The organism is Arthrobacter sp. StoSoilB5 (assembly GCF_019977235.1).
Taxonomy (GTDB): domain Bacteria; phylum Actinomycetota; class Actinomycetes; order Actinomycetales; family Micrococcaceae; genus Arthrobacter.
Window position 1 is genome coordinate 2,921,621 of record NZ_AP024646.1, and the last position, 13,176, is coordinate 2,934,796.

Sequence of the window (13,176 nt, forward strand, 5' to 3'; positions counted from 1 at the left end):
GTGTGGGTTCATTTCAGTTTTTGGGCCACCAGATGCCCCGATCCGCCGGAAAGCCCGGGGCCGGGGTGGGTGGACGCGCCGATGTGCCACAAGCCCTTGACCGGGGTTTTGTGGTTCGCGGCCTGGGGGAAGGGCCTCCACAGGAGGTTCTGGAAGAGTTCCGCGGATCCGCCGTAGGGATCGCCGTTGACAGCATTGGGATTTTCCGCGGCAAGATCGGTCGGTGCCAGGATGTCCCAGGCCAGAACGGAGGCCCTGGTGCCCGGTGCGAACTGCTCGAGCCTTGCCAGGACACGCTCCATGTACTGTTCCTTGAGTTCCTGCGTCCAACCACCGTTCACGGCGAGCGCCCCTGCGGCGTCCGCCACTGGTGCGAACGGCACTTCCTGCAGCTGCAGCCACAGTGTCGCTTTGCCTGCTGGAGCCCGGGAAGGATCCAGGACGCACTGCTGCCCGACGACGACGGTAGGTTCCGTAGGCAACAGCCCCGCCTCTGCTTGCGCGCACGCAATGCCGGTACTGTCCGAACCGTTGCTCAAGTGAATCAGGGGCACGGAGTCCAAACGGGGATCCAGCCATTGGACTGGCTTGTCCAGGGCCAGGTGGATCTGCATTGCCCCGCGGCCATTTTGATAGCGTGCCGCTGCGTCGGCCAACCCGGCTGGCGGCTGGCGCAACAGCTTGGAATACAGGGCCTGGGGTGACACGTTTGCCAGGACGGTCCGTGCCGTGACCAGTCCGTTGGAGGTTTTTACGCCTGTTGCACCCTTGGAGTCGACCAGGATTTCCTCGGCTTCTGTATCCAGCATGATCCGGACGCCTTTATCCCTCAGGAGTGCCTCGAAAGCTGCAACAAAGTTCGAGGCGCCGCCTTTCACCACGGGGAGGCCAAAGCCATGCATGCTTAGGGCCATGACCGGAAGCATGACGCCGCCGGTCGCCTGGTCCGGGCCGAGGCCGGCATGGAGGAGCCAAGGGGACCACAGCTGATCGGTTTGCCAACCGTCAAAGCGGCTGCGGAGGTAGTTGCGGCCACTCATCACGGAATCGCGGACGAACGCTTCGGTGCGTTTGACCTTTCCCCGCCGCAGGGCGCCCGCGGCGATCGTCAGGACCTCCCTGAAAGACCGCAGTTCCGCGCCGAAGGCACCGAAGATGGTTCCGGCATTGCGGCCGAGGTCCTCCAGCATCGCCAGGTACGCGCCTTCATCCCCGTTTGCCTGCAAAGCCGATGCAGTGACCGCTGGATCGCGGTGGGCCACCACCACCCTGTGTTGCCGAGTCTTTGGATCGGCTGCGACGCTTGCCGTTACCGCGCCGTCGGAATTGCAGTATTCCAGTCCCCTAGCATGCAGCTCGCTTCCCAAAGCCTGGTAGGCGCCTCCTGAAACGAACAGGGGATGCCAGGAGGAAAAGGAATCGTGGATGAACCCTGGCAGCGTCCGTTCCGCTGAATGGATGAAGCCGCCCAGCCTATCGGCACGTTCAATCAGGCAGACACGCTTGCCAGCCATCGCAAGCTCCGCAGCGGCTGCCAAGGAGTTGATCCCCGAACCAATGATTGCAATCTCGGTCGAGTCCGTCATGGAGGGCACCGTCATCTCAGAAGTCCGGGTGGTTGGTCGCGGCGTGGTACTTGCCGCTGTGGAACACCAAGGGAGCTCCTCCAGCATTCTCGTACTTTTCCACCTCGCCGACGTAGATGACATGGTCGCCGGCGTCGTGCCGTGAGACAGTCCGGCACTGGAACGTGGCCACAGCGCCGTCCAGCAATGGAATTCCGGCAATTCCCTCAGTGGTTTCCGCGCCGGCGAACTTGTCTGTGGCGGGCGTTGCGAACTGGCGGGAGAGGACGTGCTGGTCACTTGCCAGGATGTTGATGGCGAAGTGCGTAGCGTCCTCGAAGTCCACCAGGCTCGGGGCCCGTTTGCTGGGGCACCACAGCACCAACGGTGGTTCCATCGAAACCGACGTGAAGGAATTGGCCGTCATTCCCACTTTCCGTCCGTCGGCTCCGAGGGTGGTAACGACCGTGACGCCCGTGGCGAATTGTCCCAGGGCGCCCCTGAAATCCCTCAGATCAAATGCGGCAGAATCTTCGTCCTTGCGTGCCTGCACAAACTCGGCTGCCGCAGCGGGATCGAACCACCACGGGTAGAACGTGCGGGGATCATCGAATCCTCCGGCGACGCTCGCGGCCAGCGCGGGGTGGTCCGCCGCCTCGGCCAGGACAACCTGTTGGTGTTCCCGGCGGGGTTTGAGCATGTCGTTCGTCCACGCCACGGCCCACTGACCCCAGCCCCGCCAAAACTCGTCAAAGGTGCGTTCCATCCACTGCTTGTCGAAGCGCTGCTGGCCGCGCCGGACGATGGAATCCAGGTAGTACTTGGCAGCCAATGTCGCGTTATTGGACCCTTGGCCGGTTAGGGGATCGTTGAGCAGCACGGCGTCGCCCAGGCCGAAGACAAGGTTGCCATTGCCGAGCTCGCCCACGGCTGAGCGGACAGTGGGGGTGATCCGGCCAAGCAGCGTTGCGCCCTCATCCGTGAGCCTTGCGTTGGCGAAATTCTTCGCCTCGTGGGGAAAGTGCTCTTCCAGGATTTCCAGGGACCGGGCGAGTTGTTCCTCCGGGCTTGCAACATCGGTCCAGTTATCCATCGGGCCGCCCACTGCCCCTTCAAAGACCATCATTTGGCACGGCCCGGAGACAGTGAGCCCGGGAAAGGTGAAGAATTCCCCGACGCCCGGGACTACGGACATGCGGATGCTGTCACTGGGCTGATCGGTCGCCTTGGTGGCGGGTGTATCGAGTGAGGCCCCCTCAACCGAGACATAGTTCAGGGCGAGGACTCTTTGCGGCCGATCGAACGGGGACTTGGACCTGTCCTTCGGGAAGATCTGGGCTACCTCTCCCTTGCCGGTGCTGACGATCACCAACTCGTAGTCACGTGATAGTTCCTCCAGCATGCGCGGCGTGACTTTCTCTATACGAAAATCACCGCCGCCAGCCACGAAGGCCTCTATCCAAGCCGCGCTCTTTATCCGCTGGTCCACCGAGTGGGCGGTCCCTTCAAGGGGTGCCTCCCACTCGATGGCCTCTGCGCCGGTTTCGTCCTCGACACGCAGTCGGATCGAGTTGATCCCGGGCACGTCGTCACCGTCGTAAAGCCTGGTAAGGGCTGAACTGAGCTGCGCTTCGGCGGCAAGGGCCGTTGGGAACATGCATTGGCTGGACATGACTTTGCCAGTCCGGATTTGGGCGGCTGAACGGTCCGAGAACAGGGTGATCTGGTACCCCTCCCGCTGCAGGCCCAAGGCCAGTTGGGCGCCGGCTTCACCGGCTCCGATGATTGCGATCTTTCGCATGTCTGGTTTTCCTTCGTGGAACGTTGTTGCCAGGGGGATTGGAGCGACGCTCAGGTCGCGGGTACGGCGGCGTTCACGCTTGCAAGGTATGCAGCTGCCTTATCCGGATCCATGAACCATTCCTGGAAGTCCGGTGGGTTGTTGAATCCATTAGCGAAGCGGTGGGCGATTTCGGCCGACTGACCGGCCGCTCCCAGAAGCGAAAGGACGTGCGGGGGCGGCGGAGCCAACAGCGCGTTCGTCCAGTGTGCTACGTGCTGGGCATAGTTCCAGTACGTTTCGAAAGTGGCCTGCATGAACGCCGCGTCGAAGGCACCTTCGCCGTGCGCCGCGATGCTCTGCAAGTAGGAAGCCGCGCATTTGCTGGCGTTGTTGGAGCCCTGGCCGGTGATGGGGTCGTTCAGGACCACGACGTCGGCAAGTCCCAGGACCTTCTTGCCGCTGGGAAGCGTGGCGATGGGATGGCGGACAGTGGGTGCGAACCGGCCCTGCAGGAACCCGTTGGGATCGGTCAGCTCGACGTCGGACGCCCGACTGGCTTCCCACGGCAAGTACTGCTTCAGGATGTTTTTGGACCTCTCCAGGTGTTCCCCGGGAGTCAGGCCCTTCCAGCAATCCATGGGTCCGCCCGGGATGCCCTCGAAAACCATGATTTCGCACGGACCGGTGGTGGTGAGCGCCGGGAAGGCAAAATACTCGCCCACCCCCGGAATCAGGTTGAAGGAAACGGCCGAGTGTTCTGCCCTGGGCTCCATTCCCGTGACGTACGTCAACGCCAAAGCGCGTTGCGGTGAGTCATAGGCGCTGCGCTGGGCATCACGGGTGAAGAGCTGCGCAATTTCTCCCTTGCCGGCAGCCACAATCACCAGATCGGAGCTAAGGGAGTACCGCTCGAGTTCTTCAACGCCGGCGTCCTCGAACACGAGCTCGCCTCCCTGCGCCACGAACTCTTCCATGAACCTCGGGAACTTGACCCGCTGGTCAATGGACTTGGCCGGGTTATCCAGTCGGGATGCCCAGCTGATGGCCTTCTCACCAGGAACTTCAGGGTGGGGGATCGTGAACGATATTCCGTCCACGGTGGGAGCTTCAGGCCAGAAGTCCAGGCCGAGCGCCCTCTCGTGTTCCAAGGCATCGTGGAAGATGCACTGGCTGGAGGAGACTTTTCCCTCATGGATTTCTTCGGCGGTGCGGTTGGAGATCGTGGTGACCCCAAATCCGGCTTTGAGCAAACCGATGCCAAGTTGCAGGCCCGATTGCCCTGCTCCGACGATGGTGATGTGGCGCTGTGTCATAGTGTTGACCTTGTCTTTCTGCTGTCTCTGCATCCGTAAATGATGGGGGAGGATATTTGGCCGGGCCTCGGCGTGCGTTCGGGATGGGTTTGTTCCCAGCCGGGGAGACTGATGTGTACGAGTCTGATGTCATTCATGTGTCGTCACCTCTTTTCGGCGGCGAGGAGTGGGATGGCTTCTTCGGCGCGCTCGGGTCCCAAAGCGGAGTAGCCGCCGTCGACGGCCCAATCGGCGCCTGTCACGAAGCTGGCAGCGTCGCTGGCGAGGAAAGCGACCACGGCTCCGATCTCCTCTGGCCGTCCCACCCGCTTCAGGGCGTGGAACGGGGCTGCCACCGAATCCGTCTTATCAATGTCGCCGCCGGACAGGGTGTCCATGATGTTGCTCCACACCCATCCAGGGCTGACCGAATTGACACGGATGCCGTCGTCGGCGAGATCGACTGCCATGCTCCGGGTCAGCTGGACGAGGGCGGCCTTGCCCGCAGGGTAGAGCCAGCGGCCTGTCTGGGCAACGGAACTCGAAATCGAGGTGAAGTTGATGATGGCTCCGTGCCGGGATGCCTTGAGGTAGGGGCGCGCCGCGTTGCTTGCCATGACGGCACTCACGACGTTGACGTTCAGCGCCTGAAGCCAATCGTTCCGGTCCGATGCCGCACCGTCATCCCTGTAGGTGCAGGCCAGGTTAACGAGGATGTCGATGCCTCCGTGCGCGGCTGCCGTATCGTCCATGAGTCGCGCTACGGCTGCGTCATCTGTGATGTCAGTGAGTGAAAAGCTGATGTCGCTTCCCAACGTGTGGAGCTGGGCGCCGCCGTCGGCGTCGATGTCGGCGACCACAACGGTGGCACCGGCATCGCGCAACGCCCTGGCGACGCCTTGGCCGATCTTGGTGACGCCGCCTGTGACGACTGCGGTCCTGCCCGAGAGTGCTGACATGGCCAAACCTTTCGTAGTGAATCCATGGGGTGGAAGTTGTCTCCATGCATGACGCTCGTCATTGCCGAGGGAGTGGCTGCTTACTGCCTATTCGACGGTGATTCTGCCTACTTGACAGTGGGCCTTGGCGCGGGCTTCGGATGAGTCCGCTCCCACTCGATTCGGCGTTCCTGCACCAGCTTGACGTTCTTCATCTCTGCTCACCCCTTCCATCGGGTTTCATTGCTGCGTTTCTATGACGTGCGTCATACTTGTTCTAAGAGCGACTCTATTCAGAGGCGAAAAACGGGTCTATCCGCTTGGCGCAGGGCTCATCCGAAAAACGAAAACCTGGGAAGGAACGCGCGATGGTGAGGATCCTTCCCCGTGATGTCCTCAGGGGTCGCCCAACAGTGACCACGACGGACGTGGATGATGCCCATCAGAAGATCGCCGATTTGTTCTGCGGCCACGATCTCGTTCCGCAGACCCGTGGGACGTCAGTGGATATGAAACTGCGCTCCCTGCACCGGGGTGATATTGGCATCGAATTCCTGGACTATGGCGCGGACGTTCGAATCAGTCCGGAAGGCCTGGAGAACTTCCATCTGATCCAGATTCCCCTTGCGGGCCATGCACACATGGAAGTGGGCTCGTCGTCCGTAGATTCCAGCCCCAAAACCGCGACAGTTCCGCCGATCGACCGCCCGTTCACCATGACGTGGGATCGTGGAACCCCTCACTTGATTGTCTACGTGAGCCGCCTCGCGCTTGCTTCCGTAGCGGCTCAACTCTATGGCCGCGATCCGGAGAATAGCGTGAAGCTCGGCTATGCCATGGACCTCACGGGTCCCGCGGGGCGGGCCTTCCTGAGGTCCGTCGTCGAACTCCACGACGACATGATCAGCCAGGAGCCAAGAACAGCTCCGGGCTTTGTTCAGAAGCTCCTTGCGGACACGATGGTTTCTCGGCTGCTCCTGGCAATGGATCCGGCGACGGATGTTGACCACTCCAGCCCCGCCTCGGAAAGCCGCTTGATACGACAATTCCGGGAACTGCTGGAACGGCACGCCTCTGAGGAGCTCGCGGTTCCGGACATCGCCGAAAACCTGGGCGTGTCGGTGCGCACCCTGCAACTGGCTCTTCGCTCCGAGGTGGGGGCAACGCCGTCGGAATTGTTGAGAAGGGTGCGCCTGGACCGGGCCCGGGAACTGCTTCTTGCAGCCGCCCCCGGACAGGAGACAATTGTCTCCATCGCGGAGCGCTGCGGTTTCTCCCATCAGGGGCGCTTCTCGGCCCTCTACCTTGACACGTTCGGCGAGCTTCCTTCAGAGAGCCTTCGCCGCTAACCTGGCCCACCAGGACCCGCTGCGTTGTCTGCTTGCCACCCGGCCACCGCAGGCTCCGTTGAAGTGCGTTCTTCGCTGACTTATGGCCGTTTTGTGCCAAGTGCCACGGCGTCCCAAGCCCGAGGCGCGTTACTTACCGTTTGTTTCCATCCGGCGGGGGAAGTACTTGACGGCGATTCCGTCACCGGAACGCCCCCAGTTGAATGTTGAGGGCAAGGAGTACAGACGCCAGTGCGAGGATTCCGATGCCGGCCTGCCATAGGGACCCTTCCTTGAAACGCCGCAAGCGGCCAGACGCGCCCCGCGGCATAAAGGAGACTGCGCTGAAGCTGGTCACGAGCGCCGCGGCGATAATGACGCTCACGCTGAGCACGGCGGTGGAACCTTCCCAGGCTCAGATAATTTCCAGGGCGATGCGCGACGACTTTGTCGCATGGGGCTGCCTTTCAAGGACGGGTTGCAGCCTTATTTTATCGTCAATTGTTGACAATAGCTAGGGAGCTATTCGCCTTGACCTCGTTCAGCCTTCTGCTGGGGGATCGGTCGCCCGCTCTGCAAGTTCCCGCGCCATCTCGTCCCCTACTTCCCGGAGTTTTTCCGCCAGGAGTGCCGCGCTGGGGGCCAAGGGCCTGTCCGGATGGAGCAACAGGCCTACTTGTTGGGCGAGCCCGGTCAGATGAAGGCTGAGTATCTTCACATCCGGTTCCGCCAACGCCATGGACTCCGGCATGAGGGCGAGGAATCCTGCCTCAACCACCAGCGTACGCACGGTGGCCGGAGCACCGGATTCGACCTGTTGTGCAGGAGGGGCGAGTCCAGCATTCCGGAAGTTCTGTTCGAGCTCATCCCGAAGGGGTGTGTTGGCCAGGGGCACCACCCATCGGTGTTTTGCCAGGTCCTGCAAGGAGACCTCCGGCATAGCGTGGGCAGGGTGCCATGGGGCGGCGACGATGCGAAAGTCCTCCCGGTACAGGGGGACGAGCCGCAACCGGGCTGTACTGGGATGGTCAGTCACACGGCCTACCAGCAGGTCCAGGTCACCATTGCCCAGTTCCTGGATCAGCGTCTCAGGAGGCGCTTCGCGGAGACGGACTTCCACGCGTGGCTTTTCGGTGGTGAGGCGCGCGACAGCCCGCGGCAACAGGAGATTGGCGCCGGTGACATGGGCGCCCACCTTAACAAGGCCCGACGCCGGGTCGGCCAGTTCCTCTACCCGGCGCCGCAGGGTGCTGAGATGACCCACGATGGCCTTTGCATGCTCCAGGCATGCGTCCCCGGCCAGCGTAGGGACCATCCCGCGCGCCGTTCGTTCGAAAAGTGGCGCTCCGATCGCGTGTTCGGCTTCCCGTAAAGCGCGGCTCAACGCCGGTTGCGTTAGATAGAGTTCTTCGGCCGCCCGGACCAAGCTGCCGCGCTCCGCGACGGTGAGCACAATGACAAGGTGGCGGAGCTTTACGTGGGTGGTCAGCAGCGCCCGCAGGTCCATGTCTTCATCCTACGGGTCGATATCCTGCGGGCTGCTGCCACCCGGCAACAGGAGGGGCAATCAGCGGGTGCCCGCAGCCGCGGCCCGGCGCGGAGAAGCGACGTCCCGGTCCCACTGGGCCGCTTCCCGGCCAGCGGCTTTAAGAACCTGTTTGCGGACCTTGCCGTTTTCCGTCTGGGGCAGCGTATCTACGACTCGCAGGAAACGGGGGATTGCGAAGGAAGCCAGCCGCGGAACACAGAATTGGCATAACTCGGCAAAATCCACGGGCTCACGGAGGACCAGTGCGGCCATGACCTCATCTTCACCGAGTTCGGAATCGACTGCGTACACGGCGGCCTCCTGGACGGCGGGATGCTGCCGCAGGACCTGCTCCACCTCGACGGAGGAGATGTTCTCCCCACGGCGGCGGATGACATCCTTGATGCGGTCAACAAACCGGACCCACCCGTCTTGTTCCAGGACAACCCTGTCTCCGGAATGGAACCAAAGATCCTGCCACGCCTTCGTTGTCGCTTCGGGCATGGCATGGTAGCCGGTGGCCATGGCATGGGGCTGGTCACTGCGGATGAGTAGCTCACCCGGTTGCCCGTTGGGAACGGGCACTCCGTGGCCGTCTACGACGCGGATGGAGAATCCTGGCCGCACTTGGCCCATGTAGCCTGGACGCCACTGCTTGGGCGTGGACCCGATCACCGAGTTCGTCTCAGTGGACCCGTAGCCATCCAGGAGGAGCACTCCGAACCGCTCCTGAAAGGGTTCCACCAGCCGGGCAGGCGTAGCGGGGGACAGGGCCAGACGAATGTGGTGGCTCCGGTCGCCGGGTCCAGGCTCCTTGCTGGCGAGTATTCCCACCATCGCGCCGAGAAGATATGTCACGGTGGCTCCCGCCGATGATGCATCTGCCCAGAATCGTGAAGCTGAGAACCGGGGACCGAGTACATACTCGCCTCCGCAGGCGACGGCCTGCATGAAGGCATTGAGGGCGTTCGTGTGAAACAGCGGCAAACAGGTATAGAGCACGTCGTCAGGCCTGAGTCCCAGCTGGTCTGACATATTCTCGGCCCACCAATAGAACTGGCCTTGGGGGCACAGGACACCCTTGGATACCCCCGTTGTGCCCGAAGTGTAGAGGATGGCAGCGGTGTCTGCCGGCGCCGCAGCCACAGGTTCCACTGCGGGAACCGGTTCAGGGACGGGGGTGACCTCGAAAACCGTGGTGAGGTCCGCCGTCGGGCCGTCAAGTGCCCATACCTTCTGAAGGTCCGGCATGGGACCGAGTGCGGCGATATGTGGCAGCAGTTCAGTTTCGGCGACCACCAGCGCGGGCCGGGAATTGGCCAGGACGTGCCGCAACTGTTCGCCTCTACTTGCCGTATTTACGGGGACAGCGATGGCGCCGATCCAGGCGCAGCCCAAGATGAAATCGAGCAGCTCTGTGCGGTTGGAGGACATCAGGACAACGGTTTGACCAGCCTCGATCCCGGCACTGCGCAGCAGCCCACCGGTGCGGGCGGCGGCATCAGCCATCATCTGGCCGTCCCGGCGGATTTCACCGCAGCGATACAGCGGCGCGTTCGGAGCTTTCCGGGCTCGTTCCAGGAGCATTTCCGGGATAGTCATTGGACGGGGGCTTGGGTCGATTACCCGAGGGTTCATGGCTGATCCTCATTTATGTCTAAGCGGACAGGTATATAAGCGTGGACGCCGGGGCCGGCGTTTGGGTTGTTGGTGAGCGGCAGGCTTTCGCCCGGCACTGTCGTGCCGCCCATCACCCGGGCAATAAGTTGAGGCCCATTCGGGACGGTTACCGTGGCAAGGAGCGTGCCGTCGGCCAGTTGCGTTGTCTGCGTAACGTCTGCGTGGTCGGCCAGGACTTTACAAAACTCGTCCTTTCCGCAGCTTGGACAGATGAGGCGTTCGGGAAAGAAGAGGCTCCCGCAGGCGAGGCAGGCTTGGATGGCGGCGCTCATTGGGCTGCCTCCAGCACCGACATCGTGGCACAGGCCCCGTAACGGTAGAGGACCATTCCGTACCCACTGACCACTGCGTGGCGTGCCGTGACTTGGCGGGCCCCTGCACGCCCCATTAGCTGGGCGGCGGCTTCAACAAGTCCATGCATGCCGCCCGCTGCCCCAGCCTGCCCCGCCGAAAGTTGGCCTCCGGAAGTGTTCACGGGCAACAACCGCGTCGCAATACGGCGCTCGATGAAGTCGGCAGGGTTGTCCCGGTCCGAAAGAATGCCCAAGTCCGCCAACTGCGCCACCACCATTGCCGGATAGTCGTCATAGACGCACGCGAGGCCTACGTCGCCGGGGCCTATTCCGGCCTGCTCCCAGCCGTTGGCTGCGCACGCTTGCAGCCCCGTTGCCAGGCCGTCGTCGGATTGTTGGTCGGAGTTGTAGGAGGCCCCCACGGAAAGGACTTTGGCGTGCGGAGTTCCCTTGCTCCGATCTGCCACCAGAACTACGGCGTCCGCCCCGGTAACAGGAGGTACGCAGTCGTAGCGGCCCAGCGGTGTGGCAACCATCGGGGCGTTAAGGTATTCGTCCATGCCCAGTGGTTTGCGGTAGACGGCGGCCGGGTTATCCATGGCCCATTGGCGCTGCGCGACTGCGATGCGTCCGTAATCCTCACGGCAGAGTCCGAGCTGCTCCATCTGGCGGGAAGTGAGCATCGCAAAGAGTGCATTCGGTCCGTTCAGTGGCAAGGGGGCCAGGTGTTCCTCAGTGGCCTTGTTGTAGCTGGCTACAAGGCGCCGGAACGCGGACTGGTCCATGAGGTCGCCGGCGGCCAGGACGATGACGTTGGCGTCGCCTGCTTCAATGGCACGGACGGCATGCTGGAGCATTCCGCCTGCACTGGCCCCACCGTTGGTGTCCTGCATCAGCCAGGAGAGGCGAAGGCCCATGCGCCAGGCAAGGTCAATGGCGTGATCGGGTGCGAGCGTGAAGCTGGATACCGCAAACCCGTCCACATCACTGGTTTGGAGGCCGGCATCATGCAGTGCCTTGCTCACAGCCCGGGCAATAACCTGGGAGGTGGTTGTGCCTGCTGAAGGGTGCCGGGTGTACGGGGACTGCCCAGTCCCGATGATGGAGACCGTCATGGCCATCCTTTCTAAGAATGAAAGCAGAGCAGAAGGATCTTGGCTGCCTACGAGAGGACTTCTGCCTCGCGGCCAGCCTCTTCCTTCTGGTCGACTTTGATGCCATGGCGGGAGAAGGCAAGCGCTACGAGCGTGACCAGGACCAGGCCAATCACGTAAAGGGATACAGGGACGGAGGAACCGTATTGCAGGAGCAAAGCTGTAGCGATCAACGGAGCGAATCCGCCGGCGAAGACCGCAGCGAGCTCGTGGGCGATCGCCATTGCGGAATAGCGGACCTCGGCGGAGAACAGTTCGTGGAAGAACGCTGGCTGCGTTCCGATCATTGCCCCGTGGCAGAGGCCGTTGCCCAAGAGGAAAGCCAGGATGACCACGGCAGGGGTATTGGAATCAATCATCGAAAAGAACGGGAATGCCATGGCGCCCATGCCAACTGCACCTAGGGCGTAGACCGGACGCCGTCCAATCCGGTCCGAGAGGTGGCCGAAGAAGATGTAGGTTCCAAATGAGACAAGCATCGATACTGCCACGGCCATGAGCAGCAGGCCTTTGTCCACGCCCACGTGAACTCCGTAGGCGATGGAGAAGGAGAGGAAGATATACGAGCCACCGTTCTCTGCCACGCGAAGTCCCATGGCAACGAGGATTTCCCGGGGGTGGGTTTTGATGGCCGCAAGCACAGGGAGTCGGTGCTGCTTGTTGTGGCTGGTGGCGGTGAACTCCTTGCTTTCCGGCAGCCGGAAGCGGATGTAGGCACCCACCGCGAGCAGCACCACGCTCAGGAGGAACGGGACGCGCCAGCCCCACGCCATGAACTGGGCATCCGGCATCAACTGGACGAGGAAGAAGACAAGCGAAGACAACACGAAACCAAGTGAAATTCCACCTTGGCTAAAGGCGGAGAGCATACCCCGCCGGGAATTGGAGGAGTTCTCGCTGATCAGCAGGACGCCTCCACCCCACTCGCCACCTGCGGCAATGCCCTGGACAACCCTCAACAGGATCAACAAGGCAGGGGCCCACAGCCCTACTTGGCCATAGGTAGGCAGCAGGCCCATGAGGGCAGTGCTGATCCCCATGATGGATAGAGTCATGACCAAAGCACGCTTGCGCCCCAGTTTGTCCCCGATGTGCCCGAAAATGATGCCGCCCAGAGGACGGGCAGCGAACCCGACGGCGAAACCGGCGAAGGCGGCCATGGTACCAACGAGCGGGTCGACGTCGGAAGGGAAAAACAACCGGCCAAAGACGACTGCCGAAGCAGTGGCGTAGAGGAAGAAGTCATACCACTCCAGGGCATTGCCGACGAGCGAGGCAACAACGTACCGACGGACGCCGGGACGTTGCCCCGGCAGGGTGTGGTGGTGATGGGACATTGTTGCTCCTTTAGTGCGAAAAACTCTGGCGATCACGGACCAGCGTCCTGGCCGTAACTCTGCGGACCAGGGTTGTCCGTTTAATGATCGAAACAGTCGATTGTGATGGGCGTTACAGCTGCTGATTTCAGTTTCCTCCGGGGGCCGGGGAACGTCGAATGCCTGTTTAGCCAGGGGATATGCCTTTCCGGGTAACCCTTGCGATTGGGACCAAAACACTGTTCCGGCGGATGTGAATGTGCTGCTAATGTCGCAGCCACAAGTCCCGTTGTGAACCG

Annotated in this window: 11 protein-coding genes; 1 reads left to right on the forward strand and 10 read right to left on the reverse strand. The window is 62.2% G+C overall.

Features of this window, described 5'->3' with window-relative positions:
- Positions 1 to 8: 8 nt before the first annotated feature.
- The 4 genes from LDN75_RS13135 to LDN75_RS13150 form a co-directional block, all read right to left on the reverse strand.
- Entirely contained in the window at positions 9 to 1,586 is a 1,578-nt protein-coding gene (locus LDN75_RS13135; protein ID WP_223932743.1) for an NAD(P)/FAD-dependent oxidoreductase, read from the reverse strand.
- Positions 1,587 to 1,602: 16 nt separating this feature from the next.
- Positions 1,603 to 3,366 (reverse strand): flavin reductase, encoded by a 1,764-nt coding sequence (locus LDN75_RS13140; RefSeq protein WP_223932744.1) that lies wholly within the window; start codon positions 3,364 to 3,366, stop codon positions 1,603 to 1,605.
- A 50-nt stretch (positions 3,367 to 3,416) separates the two neighbouring features.
- Positions 3,417 to 4,661 (reverse strand): styrene monooxygenase/indole monooxygenase family protein, encoded by a 1,245-nt coding sequence (locus LDN75_RS13145; protein ID WP_223932745.1) that lies wholly within the window; start codon positions 4,659 to 4,661, stop codon positions 3,417 to 3,419.
- A gap of 143 nt (positions 4,662 to 4,804) precedes the next feature.
- Positions 4,805 to 5,599: an SDR family oxidoreductase gene (locus tag LDN75_RS13150; protein WP_223932746.1), complete on the reverse strand. Its 795-nt coding sequence runs from the start codon at positions 5,597 to 5,599 to the stop codon at positions 4,805 to 4,807.
- Positions 5,600 to 5,946: 347 nt separating this feature from the next.
- Here LDN75_RS13150 and LDN75_RS13155 point away from each other — a divergent pair, with 347 nt between their 5' ends.
- On the forward strand, positions 5,947 to 6,927 hold the full coding sequence (locus LDN75_RS13155; RefSeq protein WP_223932747.1) for an AraC family transcriptional regulator: 981 nt from the start codon (positions 5,947 to 5,949) through the stop codon (positions 6,925 to 6,927).
- Positions 6,928 to 7,108: 181 nt separating this feature from the next.
- On the opposite strand, the gene LDN75_RS13160 is transcribed toward LDN75_RS13155, so the two are convergent.
- The 6 genes from LDN75_RS13160 to LDN75_RS13185 all read right to left on the reverse strand — a co-directional run bounded on the left by LDN75_RS13160 (position 7,109) and on the right by LDN75_RS13185 (position 12,898).
- Complete coding sequence (locus tag LDN75_RS13160) at positions 7,109 to 7,300, reverse strand: hypothetical protein (RefSeq protein WP_223932748.1); 192 nt, start codon at positions 7,298 to 7,300, stop codon at positions 7,109 to 7,111.
- Between the two features lie 147 nt (positions 7,301 to 7,447).
- Positions 7,448 to 8,413: a LysR substrate-binding domain-containing protein gene (locus tag LDN75_RS13165; protein WP_223932749.1), complete on the reverse strand. Its 966-nt coding sequence runs from the start codon at positions 8,411 to 8,413 to the stop codon at positions 7,448 to 7,450.
- 60 nt (positions 8,414 to 8,473) lie between these two features.
- Positions 8,474 to 10,036, reverse strand: a complete 1,563-nt coding sequence (locus tag LDN75_RS13170; protein WP_263422325.1) for an ATP-dependent acyl-CoA ligase — start codon at positions 10,034 to 10,036, stop codon at positions 8,474 to 8,476.
- Positions 10,037 to 10,068: 32 nt separating this feature from the next.
- A complete protein-coding gene (locus tag LDN75_RS13175) occupies positions 10,069 to 10,386 on the reverse strand; it encodes a zinc ribbon domain-containing protein (protein ID WP_223932751.1) in 318 nt (105 codons plus the stop codon).
- The gene (locus LDN75_RS13180; RefSeq protein ID WP_223932752.1) at positions 10,383 to 11,522 is read right to left on the reverse strand and encodes a thiolase family protein; all 1,140 of its coding nucleotides are present in this window, start codon (positions 11,520 to 11,522) and stop codon (positions 10,383 to 10,385) included. Before LDN75_RS13180 ends, LDN75_RS13175 begins: the two co-directional genes overlap by 4 nt.
- A gap of 47 nt (positions 11,523 to 11,569) precedes the next feature.
- Entirely contained in the window at positions 11,570 to 12,898 is a 1,329-nt protein-coding gene (locus LDN75_RS13185; RefSeq protein ID WP_223932753.1) for an MFS transporter, read from the reverse strand.
- Positions 12,899 to 13,176 lie beyond the last annotated feature (278 nt).